We start from the raw sequence: 19427 nt of genomic DNA on the forward strand, positions 1-19427 counted from the left end.
AAGGCCGCAGGCTGCCACGGCTCGGGCGCAAGCCCGGGCAGGCTTTGCAACAGGCTTTGCGCATCGGTGAACTCGGCGGCCTGCGCGGGCGGATCGCTCAGCGAGATCAGCGCCACCCGCCGCCCCGATTGCTCCGCCGCATTCAGCGCGCGCTCCATCCGCGTGATCTGACGCGGCCAATTGCGGGCCGAGGCCCAGCTTGCATCCGTCACGATCAAAAGCGGCCCGGTTCCGGTCTGCGCCTGTTGCGGGTTCAGCACCGGACCGGCAAAGCCGATGATCGCGGCGGCCAGCGCCAGCAGGCGCAGCAGCAAAAGCCACCACGGCGTGCGCGCGGCCTCGACCTCGGCATCTTTCAACCCCAGCAGCAGCGCCACGCCCGGAAAGCGCCGCCGGATCGGGGCGGGCGGCACGGCGCGCAGCAGCAGCCACAAAAGCGGCAGCGCCAGCAGCCCCAGCAAAAGCCAAGGCGCGGTGAAGCCAATCGGACCGATCATGCCCATGCAGCCCCCCGCCCCAATGCGGAATAGAGCCACAACAAGGCGACCTGCGCAGGATCGCCGGTGTGATGGGTCGAGAATTGCCAGCCCGCGCCCTGCGCCAGCCGCGAAAGCTGATCGCGCCGCGCCGCCAGACGCTCCAGATAGCGCGTGCGCAGATCGCCCGCCTTGCGGGTCTCGTGGATCAGTTTGCCCGACATCGACTGGAAGATCGTGCGCCCGTCATAGGGAAAGGCCTCTTCGTCAGGATCGAGCACCTGCACCATCACGCCGCTCACGCCGCGATCGGCAAGCTGGCCCAAGGCCCGCTCCACCTGTTCCAGATCGCCCAGAAAATCCGACAGGAAGACCGCGCGCGATTGCGCCGAGACGCCCGCCACCTCGGGGGTGCCGTAATCGCCGCGCGTGGCCTCGTTTTGCGACAGCAACGCGGCGAGGCTCATCAACTGCGCCCGGCCCGGACGCGGCGGAGCGTCTTGGCCCGTCAGCCCGACCCGCTCGCCGCCCCGGATCATCAGCACGGCCAGCGCGAGTGCCAGCACCCGGGCGCGCTCGGATTTCGACACCCGCGCATGACGCCCGCTCTCGGCCCCGGTGAACTGCATCGAGGCCGCGTCATCGACCCAAAGATGCACCGATTGCGCCAATTGCCACTCGCGGTCACGCACATATTGCGTGTCCGACCGGGCCGAGCGGCGCCAATCGACGAAACGCGCCTCATCGCCTGCATGGGCGGGACGGTATTGCCAGAATTCCTCGCCCGTGCCGGGCCGTTTTCGGCCATGCGTCCCCATCTGGACGGTCGCTGCCAATTGCTCGGCTGCGACCAGCAAGGCCGGAAGCGCCGCGGCTGCCCCCTCGGCCTCGCGGCGCAGTCCAAGAGCCTGCGCGAACCTATCGGGGGCAGGCGTGTTCAAGCGGCGGCCCCTTTCGCCCCGGATTTGCGGGTCCCGGTCTCGGTCACCTCGGCCAGCACAGCCGCGATCAGCGCATCGAGCGTCTCGCCCCGTGCCCGCGCCGCAAAGCTCAGCGCCATGCGGTGGACCAGCACCGGGCGCGCCATGGCCTGCACATCCTCAAGGGTCGGCGCCAGCCGCCCGTTGATCAACGCCCGAGCCCGCACTGTGAGCATCAGCGCCTGCGCCGCACGCGGCCCCGGTCCCCAAGCCAGCGCATCGCGCGCAAGCGCAGAGGCTTCGGGCTCATTGGGACGGCACGCCCGCACGAGATCGAGGATCGCGTCGACGACTTTCTCACCCACTGGCATCTGACGCACGATGCCCTGCGCCTCGATCAGCTCGGCGGGGGTGAAGACCGCATGCGCGGTCTCGGCCAGCATGCCCGTGGTGGCCAGAAGGATGGATTTCTCGGTGTCACGGTCGGGATATTCGACATCGACCTGCACGAGGAACCGGTCAAGCTGCGCTTCGGGCAGCGGATAAGTGCCCTCCTGCTCAATCGGGTTTTGCGTGGCCAGCACGTGGAAGGGCGGGCCCAGCGGACGGTGCTGGCCCGCAATCGTGACCGCGCGCTCCTGCATCGCCTGCAGCAGCGCCGACTGGGTGCGCGGGCTGGCGCGGTTGATCTCATCGGCCATCAGAAGCTGGCAAAATATCGGCCCTTCGAGAAACCGGAAGGCGCGGCTGCCATCGGGTGCAGTCTCCAGCACCTCCGAGCCCAAAATATCAGCAGGCATAAGATCGGGCGTGAACTGGATCCGATTCGAGCCCAGCCCCATCACCGTCGACAATGTCTCGACCAGAAGCGTCTTGCCGAGACCCGGCAAGCCCACCAAAAGCGCGTGCCCCCCTGACAGCATCGCCGCCAAAACCAGCTCTACCACGCGGTCCTGACCGATGAATCGCTTGTCGATCGAGGCGCGAGCCTGTGCCAGCTTGGCGCCAAGACGCTCGATATCTTCCATCAGTTTCTCGGGCTCGGCCATGACATTCTCCCAAAGGATCCTTATCTCTACAGTCAAACAGATATCCGGGCCCCAAGAAACGGCAAAACTCGCATGACCCATCACAAAGAGACAGTTTCCGCCAATGCCCCCTCCGCCGACGGGCTGGCCGATGCCGCGCGGCGCGCCGCGCGCAAGGGGCCGCCGCCGGTGCATCTGTGGGATCCGCCCTTCTGCGGCGATCTCGATATGGAAATCCGCACCGACGGGTCATGGTTCTACCTTGGCACCCCGATCGGGCGGCCCGCGCTGGTGCGGCTCTTTGCCTCAATCCTGAAGAAGGAAGGCGACGCCTATTTCCTCGTCACGCCCGTCGAAAAAGTCGGCATCCGGGTGCAGGACGCACCTTTCGTGGCGGTGGATTTCGACGCGCAGGACACGGGCGAGGCGCAGGTGCTGCGCTTTGAGACCAATGTCGGCGATCAGGTCGTGGCCGATGCCGATCACGCGATCCGGGTCGAGCGCAGCGCCGATGGCACGCCCCGCCCCTATCTGCATGTGCGCCGCGAGCTCGAGGCGCGGATCGACCGCAAAAGTTTCTACCGGCTGGTGGATCTGGCGGTCGAACGCCCGCATAAAGGGGAGGACTGGCTTGGCGTTCTCTCATCGGGTCAGTTCTTCCCGATCGCGCCTGTCTCGGAGCTGTAAGTGCCGCATTTCGCCGCCAACCTGACCTTCCTATTCACCGAGTTGCCCTTCATGGACCGCTTTGCCGCGGCAAGCGCCGCCGGGTTCGACACGGTCGAGGTGTTGTTTCCCTACGAGTTCTCGGCGCAAGAGATGCGCCATCAGTTGATCCGTCACGGGCTGAGCCTCGCGCTGATGAATATCCCGCCGCCGAACTGGACGGGCGGCAATCGCGGCTTTGCCGCCGTGCCCGGCCTCGAAGAGCGGTTCCAGCGCGATTTCGACCGCGCGATGCGTTTTGCCGATCTGCTGGGGCCGCGCCATATCCATATCATGGCAGGCAAGGCCGAGGGGGCTGCCGCGCGTCAGACCTTCATCGAAAACCTCAAATGGGCCTGCGCGCGCAAACCCAAGCAATCCTTCACAATCGAGCCGCTCAACAAGATCGACATGCCGGGCTACTTCCTGAATGATTTCGATCTGGCGGGCGAGATCATCGCGGCTGTGGGCGCGCCCAATCTGGGGCTGCAATTCGACGCCTATCATGCCCATCTTCTCAGCGGCGATCTGCCCGCGCTCTGGGCCAAGCACGGACAGCTCACACGCCATGTGCAATTTGCCGACGCGCCCGGACGTGGCGCACCGGGCAGCGGCGAGATCGACCTGCCCGCGTTTTTCGCCGCCCTCGACGCGCAGGGATATGCAGGCTATGTCAGCGCAGAGTATTCGCCGAACGGCGCCACGCCGGACACGCTCGGCTGGCGCGGCGGCGCAAGTTAAAGGGGGCGGGTATGCTCAAACAAGTTATCTGCATCAATTGGGGCACGAAATATGGCCCCCCTTTCATCAATCGCCTCTATGCGATGGTTGCGCGCAACATCACGCCGCCCTTCACTTTCACCTGCTTCACCGACAACGACACGGGCGTGCATCCCGATATCGACTGCCAGCCGCTGCCCGAGATGCCGATCGAGATTCCGAAAACACGGCGTGGCAAATGGCCCAAATCGCGGCTCTGGGGGCCAAAGCTAGGCACGCTGACGGGCAATGTCCTGTTTCTCGACCTTGATGTCGTCGTGACCGGCTCACTCGACGATCTGTTCACCTATGGCGATCCCGATCAGGTCATCTTGTCGCATAACGCCGCCAAACCGTTTGAACGCATTGGACAAACCTCGATCTTCCGCTTCCCGGTCGGCAAGCTGGTACCGCTTCAGAAGGCCTTTTGCGCCGATCCGATCGGAATTTCAGAGAAATATGTTTTCGAACAGCGCTTCGTCACCCAGATGGCTCCGGGCGGAATCGATCTGTTCCCGCGCCGCTGGATCCGGCATTTCCGCTATCAATGCCTGCCGGTCTTCCCGTTCAATCTGATCCGCGAGGCAAGCCCCGGGCGCGATGCCCGCGTGGTGATCTTCCCGGGCGGCGTGCATCCGCAAGTGGCCATCGATGGCGGATGGGTGGGGCGCGAAGGCTGGAGCGTCGGCGAGCATCTGCGTGGCGTCTCCAAACGCGATCCCTCAGAGGGCTCGGCCTGGCGCTACCTGCGCCATTACACCAAGCCCACGCCCTGGGTCGAACAGGCCTGGCGCGAGTGAACGAAGCGGCCGCCTGAGCGGGTAGCTCAATCGGCATGAGCCGGCGGATCGGCGCAGCCCAACTGCGCTGTTTCTGGCTCCAGCGTCGCGTGATGAATGTCAAAGCGCGCAGCCAGCATCGCCTTGGCCCGCGCGATAACCGGCGCGTAGGGCGCATCCGCCGCCAGCACCAGATGCGCCTCGACCGAGACCCGGCGCTCGTCGATCTGCCACAGATGCACGTGATGGACGCCCTTCACCCCCGCGATCTCGGACAGCGCCGCGCGAACTTCGGTGCTGTCAGCTTCAGGTGGGGCGCCCAGCATCAAAATGCGCAGAACCGGCTTCATATCGCCCCAGACATGCCAAAGGATGAAGGCCGAAATCCCGATCGTGAGCAGCGGATCGATCAGCCGCCAGTCATAGAGCAAGATCACCGCGCCGCCGACAATCACCGCCACCGAGGCGCCCGCATCCGCGAGATTGTGCAAGAAGGCCGCGCGGATATTGAGACTGTGCTTGGAGAGCGCATAGGTCAACGCCGCCGTGCCGAGATCGACAATCAGCGCCAGACCAGCCAGCCAAACCACGATCCAGCCATCCACCTGCGGCGGATCGATCATCCGCCCCAAGGCCTCGACAACCAGCCAGATCGAAATCAGGATCAGCGCGATATAATTGACAAAGGCCGCGACGATTTCGGCGCGCGCCCAGCCAAAGCTCATCGCCGCATCGGCCCCGCGCCGCGCCAGCCTGCGTGCGCCGAAGGCCAGCACCAGCGCCGCCGCATCCGAGAAATTATGCACTCCATCAGCCACCAGCGCGACCGATCCTGCGATGGCCCCGCCGCCAATCTGCGCGACGGTCAGGAGCACATTCACCGCAACGGCGAAGAGAACCTTGGCATCGCCCGCGTTCGGGTCGACATGATGATGATGGTGGTGATGATCATGTGGCACCGGGTGCGCCTTCCTTTCCAGTTTAATGCAGGATCAGCCGTCGGACGCTCCGCGGGGGATATTTAAGACGAATTCGAAGCCACACCCTGATTTCGACTTTGCCTTAAATATCCCCGCCGGAGGCATCCACCGTAACCGCAGCGCAGAGAAATGAGATCAATGCGCCTCGGCCCAGCTTGCGCCCTGCCCGGCATCAACGACCAAAGGCACGGAGAGTTTCATCACCGGCTCCGCCGCCCCTTCCATGACGCTGCGGGCCGCCGCGATCAGTGCCTCGGCCTTGCCCTGTTCGACCTCGAAGATCAGTTCGTCATGCACCTGCAATAGCATTTTGGCGGGCAGATCCTTGATGGCGGCAGGCATGCGGATCATCGCACGGCGGATGATATCGGCAGCCGCTCCTTGGATCGGCGCGTTGATCGCGGCGCGTTTGGCAAATCCCGCAGCCGGGCCTTTGGCGGCAATTTCGGGCGTGTGGATGCGCCGCCCAAAGAGCGTTTCGACATATTTATGTTCTTTGGCGAAGGCCACCGTGTCATCCATATAGGTGCGGATGCCCGGGAAGCGCTCGAAATAGCGGTCGATGAAGCCTTGGGCCTCTTTGCGCGGAATGCGCAGGTTGCGGGCCAGACCAAAGCCGGAAATGCCGTAGATCACACCGAAATTGATCGCCTTGGCCTGCCGACGGATTTCCGAGGTCATCTGATCGAGCGGCACGTCGAACATCTCCGAGGCAGTGGCGGCGTGAATGTCCAGCCCATCGCGGAACGCCGCTTTCATCTCGGGAAGGTCGGCGACATGCGCCAGAATCCGCAGCTCGATCTGGGAGTAGTCGAGGCTCACAATCGTCATCCCCGGCCCCGCCACGAAGGCCTCGCGAATGCGCCTGCCCTCTTCGGAGCGCACGGGGATATTTTGCAGGTTCGGATCGGTCGAGGCCAGACGCCCTGTATTGGCCCCCGCGATCGAATAGGAGGTGTGAACGCGGCCTGTCTCGGGATGCACATGGGTTTGCAGCGCATCCGTATAGGTCGATTTCAACTTGGAGATCTGCCGCCAGTCGAGCACGAGCGAGGCCAGTTTCGCAGCGCCCGGGTTCACGTCCTCCAGCGTGGCGACGTCTTCGAGCACGTCGGCGCCGGTGCCGTAGGCCCCGGTCTTGCCCTTCTTGCCGCCTTCGACGCCCATCTGGTCAAACAGGATCTCGCCCAATTGCTTGGGGGAGCCCACGTTGAAAGGCGTTCCCGCCACCTGCGCGATCTCTTCTTCGAGACCTGCCATTTTCTGCGCGAAGGCGTTGGACATCCGCGAGAGCACCTGCGCATCGACGCGCACCCCCGCCATCTCCATATCAGCCAGCACCGGGATCAGCGGGCGCTCTTCGGTCTCATAGATCGTGGTCGCGGCCTCGCGGTGCAGGCGCGGCTTGAAGCGCCGCCAGAGCCGCAGCGTAATATCGGCATCCTCGGCGGCGTAGCGCGTGGCCTTGTCGATGGCGACTTTGTCGAATGTGACCTGCGATTTGCCCGAACCGATCAGCTCTTTGATCGGGATCGGCTGATGGCCGAGATAGCGATCCGAGAGCGTATCCATGCCGTGATTGTGCAGGCCCGAGAACATCGCGTAGCTCATCAGCATCGTGTCTTCGATCGGGCCGACGCGGATGCCATGGCGGGCGAAGATCTTGAAATCGTATTTCATGTTCTGACCGATTTTCAGGATCGCGGGATCCTCAAGCACGGGTTTGAGCAGAGACAGCGCGGTCTTGAGATCCATCTGTCCCTCGGCGCGCTCGGCACCGCCAAAGAGATCGCCATCGCCCGTCGTATGGCCCAGCGGCAGATAGGCCGCCTGCCCCGGCTCGATGCACAAGGACACGCCCACCAACTCGGCGCGCATCTCGTCCAGCGAGGTGGTCTCGGTATCGACGGCGACCCAGCCGCGCGCCCGCGCCTGATCGAGCCATTGGCGCAACATGTCCGCATCGCGGATGCAGACATAGTCATCCGGCGAGGGCGCGGGCTCGTCCGGCTCGGCGAGCGGGGCTGCCTCGGGGGCGGCCAGCTCGGGCGCGGGCGGCGGCTCTGCGTCGAATTTCTCGGCCACGCGGCGGGTGAGAGTGCGAAACTCCATGGCGTTGAGAAAGCCCAGAAGGGTTTCAACATGAGGCTCGCGGATCTCAAGATCGTCGAGCGTGAAGCTGAGCGGCGTCTCAGGATCGAGCGTCACGAGCTTTTTCGACAGCCGAATCTGGTCGGCATTGTCGATCAGGGTCTGGCGGCGTTTGGGCTGCTTGATCTCCTCGGCGCGCGCCAGCAGCGTCTCAAGATCGCCAAACTCGTTGATCAAGAGCGCCGCCGTTTTCACGCCGATCCCCGGCGCGCCGGGAATGTTGTCGACCGAATCGCCCGCCAGCGCCTGCACATCGATCACCCGGTCGGGGCCCACGCCGAACTTGGCCTCGACCTCTTCGGGTCCGATCACCTTGTTCTTCATCGCGTCGAACATCTCGACGCCGCCGCCCACCAATTGCATCAGATCCTTGTCCGAGGAGATGATCGTGACACGTCCGCCCGCCTCGCGGGCCTGCCGCGCCAGCGTTGCGATCATGTCATCGGCCTCATAGCCCTCTTGCTCTTCGCAGGCGATATTGAAGGCGCGCGTGGCCTCGCGGGTCAGCGGCATCTGCGGGCGCAGATCGGCCGGCATCTCATCGCGATTGGCCTTGTAGAGATCATAGAGATCGTTGCGGAACGTGTGGCTGCCCTTATCGAAGATCACCGCCGCATGGGTCGGCGCATCCGCCCCTTTGGCATCCTCGATATATTTCCACAGCATGTTGCAGAACCCAGCGACCGCACCGATCGGAAGCCCGTCGGATTTGCGCGTCAGCGGCGGCAGGGCGTGATAGGCCCTGAAAATGAAGGCCGATCCGTCGATCAGATGCAGGTGACAACCTTTGCCGAATGCCATTCCCGAGGCCCTCCTTCGCGCGTGTGGTTTGGTTGTGCCACAGCGCGCCGCGCAGTGCCATCCCTCGATCCCGGCCTCATGCGACGCTTGCGCGCGGCGCGGCGATACCCCATTTGAGAGCGCAGGTATTCCGAAAAGGATCAAACAATGGATTATTCCAAATCAGGCGGCGCGAAACAGTCGAAAAACGCCCCTGCCCATACCGAGCACAACGCCAAGGGCACCGATAAGAACCCCTATGGCAAAGCCGCGCCCAAGGCCGAGCTGCTGGCCCGCATGAAGGCCGCAGCCGCCGCGAAGAAAGACTAAGCGCGTGCAAGAAAGGCGGCCCCACGAGGCCGCCTTCAAACTACAGTTCAGCTAGCCCTTCGAGCCTGGCTCAGTGATCGTCATGCGCGTTGTCGCGGTCGATCACATATTTCTTGTCGCAATAGCCGCATTCGACGAAACCCGTGTCGCGCGGGATCGACAGCCAGACGCGGGGATGGCCCAAAGCCCCCTCTCCGCCATCGCAGGCAATCTTCCAATGGGTGACGACTTCGGTTTCCGGGGCGTCGGGCGCAGGCGAATTGGTGGCAGTCATGGCGGCTCCGTCTATATAAGGGCGCAAAGGGACGCGCCCATCGCTTGGGTGCCATTCTAGCAATCGCGAAAGGCGGGGCAAGTTGGAACAACAGGCAATCGAAGTCAAAGGTCTGCGCAAGGTCTATGCAGGCAGCAAGAAGCAAGAATCGAAAGAGGCGATCAAGGGGCTGGATCTGTCGATCCCGGCAGGCTCGATCTTTGGGCTTTTGGGGCCGAACGGCGCGGGCAAATCGACCCTTATCAATATTCTGGCCGGCTTGGTGAAGAAGACCGAAGGCCAAGTCGTGATCTGGGGCTTTGATCAGGATGTGAACCCGCGCCAGAGCCGGGCCGCCATCGGGGTCATGCCGCAAGAGATCAACATGGACCCGTTCTTCACGCCGCGCGCCGCGCTCGAGACGCAGGCGGGGCTTTACGGCGTGCCGAAATCCGAACGCTGGACCGACGAGATCCTTGAGCTTGTGGGCCTCTCGGACAAGGCCGAGGCCCATGCGCGCGGTCTGTCGGGCGGGATGAAGCGGCGGCTGTTGCTCGCCAAGGCGCTGGTGCACAAACCGCAGATCCTCGTGCTGGACGAGCCGACGGCGGGCGTCGATATCGAGCTGCGCGCGATGCTGTGGCGCAATGTGCGCAAGCTCAACGAGCAGGGCATGACGATCATCCTGACCACGCATTACCTCGAAGAAGCCGAAGAAATGTGCGACGAGATCGCGATCATCAACCATGGCAAGCTGATCGTGCGCGACACCACGGCAAAGCTGCTGGGGCGGATGGACCGCAAGACTTTGGTGGTGGAGCCGCGCGCCACGCCCAGCGCCGAGATCCGTCTGCCCGAGGGCGTGACGCAGGAAACCCGCTCGGGCGGCAGGTTGGCCTTCAGCTATTCGCGCGCGCAGACCGGGCCGGAGGACATCTTGCTGGCGCTGCGCGATGCCGGGATCGAGATTCGCGATTTCGCGACCGAGCAGCCGGGGCTTGAAGAGGTCTTCGTCTCGCTCACCTCGAACCAATAGGTCTGGGTGCGCGCGCCGCCTGACACGCCTAGAAAAAAGCCCAGGATCGCGCGATCCGGGGCTTCTTCGTTCAGATGTGGTGGTTCAGATCAGGCCCGCATGGACCATCGCCGCGTCAATCGCAGCCTTGGTGCCGTCGAGCAGTTCGGTCAGCGGCAGCCGCACCTCGGGCGAGATCAGCCCAAGTTTCGACATCCCGTATTTCGCGCCTGCCACGCCCGGCTCAAGGAAAATCGCCATATGCAGCGGCATCAGCTTGTCCTGGAATTCCAGCGCGCGGGCGTAATCGCCTGCCAGCATCGCCTCTTGGAACTGCGCGCATAGCTTGGGCGCGACATTGGCTGTGACCGAGATGCAGCCGACGCCACCATGGGCGTTGAAGCCAAGCGCCGTGGCATCCTCGCCCGACAGCTGGATGAAATCGGCACCGCAGGTCATGCGCTGCATCGAGACGCGCTCGATCTTGCCGGTCGCGTCCTTCACGCCAATGATGCGCGGCAGGCGGGCCAGCTCTCCCATCGTCTCGGGCGCCATGTCGATGACCGAGCGACCGGGAATATTGTAGATGATGATCGGCAGATCGCAGGCATCGTGCATCGCCGTAAAATGGGCGACAATCCCGCGCTGCGTGGGCTTGTTGTAATAGGGCGTCACGACAAGCGCGGCATCGGCCCCGGTCTTGGCGGCATGCTGAATCAGCTCGACCCCTTCAGAGGTCGAGTTCGAGCCCGCACCAGCGATCACCGGAATGCGACCTTTTGCAGCCTTCACCACTTCGGTGATGACAATCATGTGCTCTTCATGGCTGACGGTAGGGCTTTCGCCCGTCGTGCCCACGGGCACAAGGCCGTGACTGCCTTGCTCGATATGCCATTCGACCAGCTTCTTGAGCGCGTCCAGATCCAGCGCGCCGTCCTTGAACGGCGTGACCAGTGCGGGAAGAGACCCTGTGAACATGACACGCTCCTTGTTTCTGGTTGGTCGCCGGGATCATTGGGTTCCGGCGGAAATCGGCCGGGTTATAGGCCCTCCGCGCGCGCTTGCCAACTTGTGAATCATCGCCAGCTATGCGAGGCGTTGCAAAAGGGAAACCCCGCAAACCGAGCAGCCATGATGAACCGACGTCAGTTCCTGACGACCCTCGCCGCGACCACAGCCCTGATCCCCGCAGCCACGCTGAAGGCCTACGCCTCGAGCGCACTGGCTCAGGCGCTCTCCAAGGGCAATAGCGGCGATTGGGACACGGCCCGGGCCGAAGCCCGCCGCGCCGGACCGCTTGGTTTCGACATCGTGGAATGGAACCGGCTGCGCGCGGGCGAAGGCACATTCGCCGACTATCTCGACTTCGCCACCCGCCGTGCCGACTGGCCGGGCATGGCGCTGCTGCGCCGCAAGGGCGAGGACACGCTCGATGGCATTCCTCCGGGAGAAGTGATCCGCTATTTCCAACTCGGCGCGCCCCAGACCGGCACCGGGGCGCTGGCGCTGATCGCGGCGCATCTCGCGCTTGGCCAGAAATCGGCGGCCTCGGATGTTGCGCGGACTGCTTGGCGCAATCTCGCGATGAGCGCCGATGAGCAAGCCCAGTTCGTGCAGACCTATCCCACGCTGATCGCGGGCAATTCCGGCGGACGGATGCAAAACATGCTCGACCGGGGCGAGCTGACACAGGCCCGCCAGATGCTGAGCCTTGTAAGCTCTGGCACCCGCGCGGTCGCAGAGGCCCGCATCGCGCTTCAGGCCCGCGCCGACGGTGTCGATGCGCTCGTTGCGGCCGTGCCCGATTACATGGTGCAGCGCTCAGCCGGGCTTGCGCGCGACCGGGCTTGGTGGCGCTGGCGGGCGGGGCTGGAAGATGGCGCAGCCGAGTTGATCCTCGAGCGCTCCGATTCTGCCGCCGATCTTGAGGACCCCGCGCTTTGGGCCCGCCTGCGCGGCTATCAAGCGCGCTGGGATCTGCGCAACGGCAATACCAAGCGCGCCTATCAGCTTGCCGCATCGCATAGGTTGACCCCCGGCGGCGCGGATTTCGCCGATCTCGAATGGGTGTCGGGATATGCCGCCCTCAAACTCGGCGATCCCACCACCGCGCTGCGCCATTTTCAAGCGCTCGAACAGGCGGTCGACGGGCCGATCTCGTCGGCGCGCGCCCATTACTGGCAGGGCCGCGCCTACGAGGTGCTGGGCCAAAGCGCCAAGGCACAGGCGGCTTGGACCCGCGGCGCGGGCGAGCAGACTGCTTATTACGGATTGCTCTCGGCGGAACGGTTGGGGCGCGGCCTGCCCGCCGTCTATCGCAGCGGCGTGAGCTTGCCGAATTGGCACGAGTATAAATTCCGCCACAGCTCGGTCTTTCAGGCAGCCGAACTGCTTTATGAAGCCGATGAGCGCGAACTGGCCGCCCGTTTCATCCTGCATCTCGAAGAAAGCCTCGGGCCGGGCAATTTCGGCGCGCTGTCGCAATATGCGCTGGAGCGCAAGGATGACTATCTTGCGCTCGTAATCGGCAAACGGGCCGATGCCAAGGGCGAGACGATCCCGCAGGCGCTCTGGCCGATCCCGCCGCTCACCAGCCACGATCTGGGCGTGCCCGAAGCGCTCGTGCTGGCCGTGGCGCGGCGCGAAAGCCAGTTCAGCCCCGGGGTCGCGAGCAGCGTCGGCGCACAGGGCCTGATGCAACTGATGCCCGGCACTGCCAAGATGATGGCGCGCAAAGCCGGGATGGGCTATTCGCATGACCGGCTGACCGCCGATCCGACCTATAACCTGCAGTTGGGCGGCGCCTATCTGGCCGAACTGCGCGAGGATTTCGACAATTCGGTGGTGCTCGTAGCGGCGGGCTACAATGCCGGTCCCGGACGCTCGCGGCGCTGGATCGAGGAGCAGGGCGATCCGCGTATCGGCACGGTCGATGTGATCGACTGGGTCGAGATGATCCCGTTCCACGAGACCCGCAACTATGTGATGCGGGTCTCCGAGGCGATCCCGCCCTACCGCGCGCGCCTGCATCAGGAGGAAGTCCGGTTCACCGATATCCTGCGCGGTCGCGCCGACTGATCCTTGGGGAGAGGGGCGCTGCCCCTCCGGCGCGCAGGCGCGCCTCACCCCGGGATATTTTTGCGAATTCGAAGGCGGCTCAGCTTTCGGCTGCAACTTTCGCACGCCACAGCGTGAAGAGCCCCGCGCAGACCACGACGGCGGCGCCGATCACCACATTCAGCTCGAGCGGTTCGTGGAAGATCACGACCCCCAGCGTCGCGGCGAAGACGAGTTGGAGATAGGCGAAGGGCTGGATCGCGGAGGCCTCGGCCACCTCATAGGCTTTGATCAGCAGAAAATGCCCGGTCGCCGCCGTGCAGCAGAGCACGGCCATCCACGCCCAGTCGCCGGGCGTCATGTTTTCCCAGTGCCATATCCCGACCGCCGTGACGACGAGCGCGCCCACGATCCCGGTGTAGAAAAACGACACCGAGGCCGGATCGACCCTTCCCACATAGCGCGTCATCAGGGAATAAAGTGCAAAGAGCAGCGCGGCTGCCAGCGGGATCAGCGCGTAGGGCGAGAACACGCCCACCCCGGGCTGCAAGATGATCAGAACGCCCAGAAAGCCGATTGCGATGGCCACGATGCGGCGCCAGCCGACCTTCTCGCCCAGCACCGGCCCCGAAAGCGCAGCCACCAGAAGCGGATAGCAGGCAAAGACCGCGTGGCTATGCACGAGGCCCAGATGGACGAAGGCCTGCACCATCACGATCACCTCGACGATCAGCACGACCGAGCGGATGAGCTGCGCCCATGGCAGCCCCGAGCGCGCGGCCCGCGCGATGCCGCCGGGGCTGCGCGCGGCAATCACCAGCACAAAGCCCGCGAAGAACCAGAACCGCACCATCAGCGCCATATAGACGTTGTACGTATCGGCCAGATGCCGCGAGATACCGTCCTGCATCGCGAAGATGAAAGTCACCATGATCATCAAGAAGATGCCCCGGCGATTGCTTTGCTCAACCATTTTTGCTGCCTTTCGACATATGCCGCTTATGGCCGAAGCCCGGAGCGCGGGTGACATCGAAGCCTGCGGCGCTCAAGCCACGGCGCACGAAGCCCGCAGCCGTATAGGTCGCGCAGGTTCCGCCCGGCGCGGTGTGAACGCCCACCTGCGCCAGCAGCGCCTCGCCCCAAAGCTCGGGGTTTTTCGCCGGAGAGAAGCCGTCGAGAAACCACGCATCGGCCCGGCCCGGCCATGCAGGCAGGGTTTCGCGCGCATCGCCCTCGATCACCTCGACCGCGATCGGGCCGAGCTGAAAGGTGCGCGCGCCGGATTGCCACACCGAAAGGAAGGGGGCGGCCACGGGCTGCAGCTCGGGGAAGGTTGCAAGCGCGCGGGCGATCTCCGCGCCGTGCATCGGATAGGCCTCGAACGAGGTGAAGCGGATCGGCAGATCGTCCGGGCAGATCAACCGCAGCGCCAGCAGGTTCAACCCGGTGCCAAAGCCCAACTCGGCCACATGAAAGCCCGGCACCAGCCGCGCGGGCAGTTCATTGCCCGACAGGAACACGTGGCGGGTCTCATCCAGTCCGCCGCCCAGTGAGAAATACGGATCGTCGAAGCGGCGCGAAACCGGCACGCCGCCGTCGCGCCACTCGAGATTGGCGGCACTATCGGGGGTCGGGCTCTGGTCAGGCTGGCGCATCGGGGGTATCCGGTTGTGACCACGGACCATTGCCGCAAGGAGCCTCCGATGACAAGTGCAGGACCTCATCTCACCGTGCGCGGCGGCGGCATTTTCGGGCTGTCCATCGCCTGCGAAGCCGCGCGGCGCGGCGCGCGGGTGCGGTTGATCGAGTCCGTGGCCATCGGCGCGGGCAGCTCGGGCGGGCATGTCGGTGCGCTGGCCCCGCATGTGCCCGAGCAGTGGAACCCGAAAAAGCAGTTCCAGTTCGAAAGCCTGCGCATGGCAGAGGCGTTCTGGGCGTGGGTCGGCCAGACCGGCGGGATCGATCCAGGCTATGCGCGGCTAGGCCGCATCCAGCCGCTGGCCGACGCAGCCCAAGTAGAGCGCGCGCAGGCGCGGGCTGCAGGCGCGGCCGAGCTGTGGGATGGGTTTGCCGAGTGGCAGGTCGCTGAGGCGGCTGAGTTTGCGCCTTTCGTGCCCCCCTCTCCCACCGGGCTTGTAATCCATGACACGCTGAGCGCGCGGATTGCCCCCCGCGCGGCTTGTGCGGCTCTGGCCTCTGCTCTGAAAGCATTGGGGGGGCAGATCGTGATCGGCGCCGCAGAAGAGATCGGTCCGGTCATCTATGCCACGGGCGCACCGGGGCTTCTCGGCTTGAGCGAGGCGCTGGGCGCGCCTGTGGGCAATGGCGTGAAGGGGCAATCCGCGCTGCTGAGCCATGACGCGGGGGCGGTGCCGCAGGTCTATGCCGAGGGCCTGCATATCGTGCCGCATAGCGATGGGACGGTGGCGATCGGCTCGACCTCCGAGCGCCTCTATGACGCGCCCGAGAGCACCGATGCACAGCTTGAGACGCTGATTGAGCGGGCGCGCACGCTCTGCCCCCAACTCCGCGATGCGCCTGTCATCGACCGTTGGGCCGGGCTGCGCCCCCGTGCGAAGTCTCGCGCCCCGATGCTGGGCGGCTGGCCCGGGCGCGAGGGCCATTTCATCGCCAATGGCGGGTTCAAGATCGGCTTTGGCATGGCGCCGAAAATCGCCGACGTGATGGTCGATCTGGTGCTCGAGGGGCACGACGCGATCCCGCAGGGGTTTCGCGTCACCGACAATCTTTGAGCGCGCGGCCTTAGCGCTGCGTGAGGATCGCGCGCAGTTGCGCCTCGGGATCCTCGCCCAGCGGCACCTGTCCGTCGATCACCAGCGAGGCGAGGCCGTGGACCAGCGCCCAATCATGCAGCGCCATCTCACGCGAGTCCACCAGCGCCAAAATCGGCGCGAAGGCCGCCTTGCGTTGTGCGCGCAGCTCCTCCCCCTCGGCGCTGTCATCGCGGCGCCCCTCACCGAACATCAGCCGATAGAGGCCGGGGTTGGAGCGCGCGAAAGCCAGATAGGCCAGCCCGACCTCCAGCGGATCATGCCCTGCGCCTTCAAGGTATGCGGCCAGTTCGGCAAACCCCTCGCGCGCCAGCGCGAGCGTCAGCGCCTCAAGCCCCGCGAAATGGTTATAGACCGACGGGGCCGCAACCCCCACCGCGCGCGCCAGCGCCCGCAGGCTAAGCGATGCGGGGCCGTTCGCCTCGAGAGCCTGCCGGGCCGCCGCGAGAAGGGCTGCGCGGAGATTGCCGTGATGATATTTCCGTTCGGCCATCTTGCACTCTCAGAACAAGGCGGCGCGCGGCGCGAAGGCACGGCGGAACTGAAGCGCCGTACCGCCCCAGAACGCGCCCGCGACCAGCCCGGCGATCCCCCCGAACAGCAGCGCAAATCCGGCTTGAGCCGCGAGTTCGGGCTCCATCGCAAGCGCGACATTGAGGGTATATTTTGCGCAGAAGGCTATGAGGATCAGGACCAAGGTCATCGCGGTGCCCGGACGCCACATCAGGCCGGTCTCCGGGTTGTAGCGGGCGGCGGGCAGGCGCAGCGTATTGATCCAACCTCCCGCGAAGCCAAGGGCCAGCGCGATAGCAAAAGCCGCCAGAGCGGTTCTCCAGTCGGTGAGTTGGTTGCAGATCGCGATCAACGACCATGCGAGAAACACCCCCGGTATGATCAGCGCCCGCCATGGCGGCATCTCTTGCGGTTGCCGGGCCTTGAGCCCGCGCTGCACCAGAAAGGCGAGTAAAACCCAGACCCAGACCGGGGTGTTCGATAGAATGGACGTAATCAGCATGGCGAGCTCCGGCAAATACTAACAGTGTTAGTTATGACTAAAACGGAGTCGCGCTTCAATCAAGCCTGCGCCCCGTCGCCTCAACCGAACGTGACATCGCGCAAGAAAGCGCCCCCACGGTTTCCCGCGAGGGCGCTTGAGCGGAACCACTCCGGTCCCGAATAAGGCTCGAAGGGCTGACTTAGCCCGGGCTCAAGCCGCGCAACCGCTCGGAGCGGCGGCGCAATAACTCGACCGTCGTGAGCAAGGCAATCGAGAAGAAGACGAGGATCGTGGCCACAGCAAGGATCGCGGGGCTGATCTGTTCGCGAATGCCGTTCCACATCTGACGCGGGATCGTTTGCTGATCGTAGCCGCCCACGAACAGCACCACGACGACTTCGTCGAACGAGGTCACAAAGGCGAAGAGCGCGCCCGAGACCACACCCGGCAGGATCAACGGCATAATGATCTTGAAGAATGTCGTTCGCGGATCGGCCCCCATATTCGCCGCAGCCCTGCTGAGCGAGTAGTCAAAGCCCACCAGAGTTGCGGTGACGGTGATGATCACGAAGGGAATCCCCAGCGTGGCATGCGCCATGATGATGCCCGGGAAGGTGTGGGCCAGCCCCACCTTGGAGTAAAAGAAGAACAGACCCGTCGCGGTGATGATGATCGGCACGATCATCGGCGAGATCAGCACTGCCATAATCGCCCGACGATAGGGCATCTCAGGACGCGACAGGCCAAGCGCCGCCAGCGTTCCCAAAGCTGTGGCAAGGATCGTCGAGAAGAACCCGATGATGATCGAGTTTTTCGCGACCCCGATCCATGTCGCGTGCTGCCATGCGTCCATCCACCACGACCAGCCGCGCTCGGCCTGCGGTTCCTGCATGCCGAAGGTCAGCAGCAGGTCATACCAGCGCATCGAATAGCCCGCCGGATTGAAGTTCAACATCTCCTTGGTGAAGGTGAAATAGGGCTGCGCGTTGAACGACAGCGGAATGATCACCACAATGGGCGCGATCAGGAAGAAGAAGATCAGGCCGCAGAGCACGAGATAGGTGTAGTGCCAGACGCGCTCGAGCGGGCTTGCGTATGCGGGAAGTGCCATGCCGTCTCTCCTCAGCCCAGTTTCATGTTGTCGATGCCCACCAGCCGGTCATAGAGCCAGTAGAGGATGATCACCCCGCCCAGAAGCAGCGAGGCAAGCGCGGCCGCCAGCGACCAGTTGAGCGATTTCTGCATATGGAAGGCGATCATGTTCGAGATCAGCTGACCATCGGCACCGCCGACCAAGGCGGGCGTGATGTAGTAGCCAACCGAGAGGATGAACACCAAGAGCGCCCCCGCCCCGATCCCCGGCAGGGTCTGCGGCAGGTAGATCTTGCGAAACGCCGTCCACGAGGTCGCCCCAAGACTGCGCGCGGCGCGCACATAGGAGGGCGGGATCGTGCGCATCACCGAATAGAGCGGCAGCACCATGAAGGGCAGCAGGATATGCGTCATCGCGATGATCGTGCCGGTCTTGTTATACATCATCTCAAGACGACCATCGTTGTTGAGGATCCCCAGCCAGACCAGCACATCGTTCAGCACGCCTTGCTGTTGCAAGAGCACCATCCACGAGGTCGTGCGCACCAGAAGCGAGGTCCAGAATGGCAACAGCACGAAGATCATCAACAGGTTCGATTTCGCAAGCGGCAGCGTGGCCAGCAGATGCGCGATGGGAAAGGCCAGCAACATGCACAGCACGGTGATCACGATCGACAAGATCGCGGTGCGCAAGAACAGCTTGCCATAGATCGCGCGGCCCTCGTCGACCGGGACGATGTTGTTGTCCTTGTCGCGGGTATGGTCGAGCGCTGCGAGGTAGAAATCAATCGTGTAAGGGTTCGAGGCCGACCGCATCGCGCGCCACAGATTCGGGTCGGCCCAATCCTCATTCTCAGCCAGCAGAGCCTCTTTCCAAGGAGCCTCCATCCGGTTGATCTTGCGCGCGGTCGAGGTGAACAGCGAACGCGTACCCGCCACGTCATAGTTGATCCGCGTCCCCGCCTGCCCCTGCGTGCGGTTCTCGCGCATCAGCTTGAGGTCGGAGGCAAGTGCGGCATAGGCGCTCTCGTCATAGGGCGTGCCCAGCGGGTGTTCGCTGAACCATTCCTTCAGCGCAGGCGCGGTCGAGGAAAACCCGTCATTATGGACCGACTGAAACAGCATCTGCCCGATTGGCACAACGAAGGTGACCAGAACGAAGAGGAAAAGCGGCGCAACAAGCAGGAATGCGCGGCGCTTGGCCCGCATCATGCTCGCCGCGAGCGCGGCCTTGAGCGGCTTGCCATCGGCTGTCGTGAGTGGGGTCGTGGCGTCGGACATCATCTCTCCTCGGGAAGCGGGGTCGCACTGGC

General features: G+C 64.3%; 20 protein-coding genes. 7 read left to right on the forward strand and 13 right to left on the reverse strand.

Translation table 11 applies throughout. The features are described 5' to 3' along the window. The 3 genes from DL1_RS16060 to DL1_RS16070 all read right to left on the reverse strand — a co-directional run. The coding region (locus DL1_RS16060; RefSeq protein WP_038068256.1) for a BatA domain-containing protein at nucleotides 1-503 on the reverse strand (503 nt) is incomplete at its 3' end. After that, the gene (locus tag DL1_RS16065) at nucleotides 494-1417 is read right to left on the reverse strand and encodes a DUF58 domain-containing protein (RefSeq protein WP_051693626.1); all 924 of its coding nucleotides are present in this window, start codon (nucleotides 1415-1417) and stop codon (nucleotides 494-496) included. The genes DL1_RS16060 and DL1_RS16065, both read right to left, overlap by 10 nt. Next, nucleotides 1414-2445, reverse strand: coding sequence for an AAA family ATPase (locus DL1_RS16070; RefSeq protein ID WP_038068257.1), 1032 nt, complete (start codon nucleotides 2443-2445; stop codon nucleotides 1414-1416). The genes DL1_RS16065 and DL1_RS16070 overlap by 4 nt, the downstream gene beginning before the upstream one ends. A gap of 72 nt (nucleotides 2446-2517) precedes the next feature. On the opposite strand from DL1_RS16070, the gene DL1_RS16075 reads away from it, so the two are divergent. The 3 genes from DL1_RS16075 to DL1_RS16085 are packed head-to-tail and all read left to right on the forward strand — an operon-like array spanning nucleotide 2518 to nucleotide 4688. After that, complete coding sequence (locus DL1_RS16075) at nucleotides 2518-3111, forward strand: DUF1285 domain-containing protein (protein WP_038068258.1); 594 nt, start codon at nucleotides 2518-2520, stop codon at nucleotides 3109-3111. Next, nucleotides 3112-3870 carry a hydroxypyruvate isomerase family protein gene (locus DL1_RS16080; RefSeq protein WP_038068259.1) on the forward strand — a complete coding sequence of 253 codons (759 nt, stop codon included), beginning with the start codon at nucleotides 3112-3114 and terminating at the stop codon, nucleotides 3868-3870. Between the two features lie 11 nt (nucleotides 3871-3881). Next, the gene (locus tag DL1_RS16085; RefSeq protein ID WP_038068260.1) at nucleotides 3882-4688 is read left to right on the forward strand and encodes a hypothetical protein; all 807 of its coding nucleotides are present in this window, start codon (nucleotides 3882-3884) and stop codon (nucleotides 4686-4688) included. A 26-nt stretch (nucleotides 4689-4714) separates the two neighbouring features. On the opposite strand, the gene DL1_RS16090 is transcribed toward DL1_RS16085, so the two are convergent. Both DL1_RS16090 and polA read right to left on the reverse strand, forming a co-directional pair. Next, nucleotides 4715-5626 carry a cation diffusion facilitator family transporter gene (locus DL1_RS16090; protein WP_038068261.1) on the reverse strand — a complete coding sequence of 304 codons (912 nt, stop codon included), beginning with the start codon at nucleotides 5624-5626 and terminating at the stop codon, nucleotides 4715-4717. Between the two features lie 156 nt (nucleotides 5627-5782). Next, complete coding sequence (gene polA / locus DL1_RS16095; protein ID WP_038068262.1) at nucleotides 5783-8599, reverse strand: DNA polymerase I; 2817 nt, start codon at nucleotides 8597-8599, stop codon at nucleotides 5783-5785. A gap of 147 nt (nucleotides 8600-8746) precedes the next feature. On the opposite strand from polA, the gene DL1_RS21905 reads away from it, so the two are divergent. After that, nucleotides 8747-8908 (forward strand): hypothetical protein, encoded by a 162-nt coding sequence (locus tag DL1_RS21905; protein WP_038068263.1) that lies wholly within the window; start codon nucleotides 8747-8749, stop codon nucleotides 8906-8908. Between the two features lie 70 nt (nucleotides 8909-8978). Here the strand turns inward: DL1_RS21905 and DL1_RS16105 are convergent, their stop codons facing one another. Beyond that, a complete protein-coding gene (locus tag DL1_RS16105) occupies nucleotides 8979-9182 on the reverse strand; it encodes a zinc-finger domain-containing protein (RefSeq protein WP_038068264.1) in 204 nt (67 codons plus the stop codon). Between the two features lie 82 nt (nucleotides 9183-9264). On the opposite strand from DL1_RS16105, the gene DL1_RS16110 reads away from it, so the two are divergent. After that, a complete protein-coding gene (locus tag DL1_RS16110) occupies nucleotides 9265-10197 on the forward strand; it encodes an ABC transporter ATP-binding protein (protein WP_038068265.1) in 933 nt (310 codons plus the stop codon). A gap of 84 nt (nucleotides 10198-10281) precedes the next feature. On the opposite strand, the gene dapA is transcribed toward DL1_RS16110, so the two are convergent. Next, nucleotides 10282-11154 carry a 4-hydroxy-tetrahydrodipicolinate synthase gene (gene dapA / locus DL1_RS16115; RefSeq protein ID WP_038068266.1) on the reverse strand — a complete coding sequence of 291 codons (873 nt, stop codon included), beginning with the start codon at nucleotides 11152-11154 and terminating at the stop codon, nucleotides 10282-10284. Nucleotides 11155-11307: 153 nt separating this feature from the next. Between dapA and DL1_RS16120 the strand changes: the two genes are divergently transcribed. After that, nucleotides 11308-13254, forward strand: a complete 1947-nt coding sequence (locus tag DL1_RS16120) for a lytic transglycosylase domain-containing protein (protein WP_051693627.1) — start codon at nucleotides 11308-11310, stop codon at nucleotides 13252-13254. Nucleotides 13255-13333: 79 nt separating this feature from the next. Here DL1_RS16120 and DL1_RS16125 read toward each other — a convergent pair whose 3' ends face one another. Continuing rightward, nucleotides 13334-14206 carry a DMT family transporter gene (locus DL1_RS16125; RefSeq protein WP_038068267.1) on the reverse strand — a complete coding sequence of 291 codons (873 nt, stop codon included), beginning with the start codon at nucleotides 14204-14206 and terminating at the stop codon, nucleotides 13334-13336. Then, nucleotides 14199-14888 (reverse strand): tRNA (5-methylaminomethyl-2-thiouridine)(34)-methyltransferase MnmC2, encoded by a 690-nt coding sequence (gene mnmC2 / locus DL1_RS16130; RefSeq protein WP_038068269.1) that lies wholly within the window; start codon nucleotides 14886-14888, stop codon nucleotides 14199-14201. The genes DL1_RS16125 and mnmC2 overlap by 8 nt, the downstream gene beginning before the upstream one ends. 48 nt (nucleotides 14889-14936) lie before the next feature. Between mnmC2 and DL1_RS16135 the strand changes: the two genes are divergently transcribed. Then, on the forward strand, nucleotides 14937-15986 hold the full coding sequence (locus DL1_RS16135; protein ID WP_038068270.1) for an NAD(P)/FAD-dependent oxidoreductase: 1050 nt from the start codon (nucleotides 14937-14939) through the stop codon (nucleotides 15984-15986). A gap of 10 nt (nucleotides 15987-15996) precedes the next feature. Here DL1_RS16135 and DL1_RS16140 read toward each other — a convergent pair whose 3' ends face one another. From DL1_RS16140 to DL1_RS16155, 4 genes are all read right to left on the reverse strand, one after another. Next, nucleotides 15997-16518 (reverse strand): TetR-like C-terminal domain-containing protein, encoded by a 522-nt coding sequence (locus DL1_RS16140; RefSeq protein WP_038068271.1) that lies wholly within the window; start codon nucleotides 16516-16518, stop codon nucleotides 15997-15999. A 9-nt stretch (nucleotides 16519-16527) separates the two neighbouring features. After that, nucleotides 16528-17040, reverse strand: a complete 513-nt coding sequence (locus DL1_RS16145; protein ID WP_038068272.1) for a DUF6622 family protein — start codon at nucleotides 17038-17040, stop codon at nucleotides 16528-16530. A 181-nt stretch (nucleotides 17041-17221) separates the two neighbouring features. Beyond that, nucleotides 17222-18133: an ABC transporter permease gene (locus tag DL1_RS16150; protein ID WP_038068273.1), complete on the reverse strand. Its 912-nt coding sequence runs from the start codon at nucleotides 18131-18133 to the stop codon at nucleotides 17222-17224. A gap of 11 nt (nucleotides 18134-18144) precedes the next feature. After that, on the reverse strand, nucleotides 18145-19395 hold the full coding sequence (locus tag DL1_RS16155) for an ABC transporter permease (RefSeq protein WP_038068274.1): 1251 nt from the start codon (nucleotides 19393-19395) through the stop codon (nucleotides 18145-18147). Nucleotides 19396-19427 lie beyond the last annotated feature (32 nt).

This window comes from Thioclava dalianensis, from assembly GCF_000715505.1.
Taxonomy (GTDB): Bacteria; Pseudomonadota; Alphaproteobacteria; order Rhodobacterales; family Rhodobacteraceae; genus Thioclava; species Thioclava dalianensis.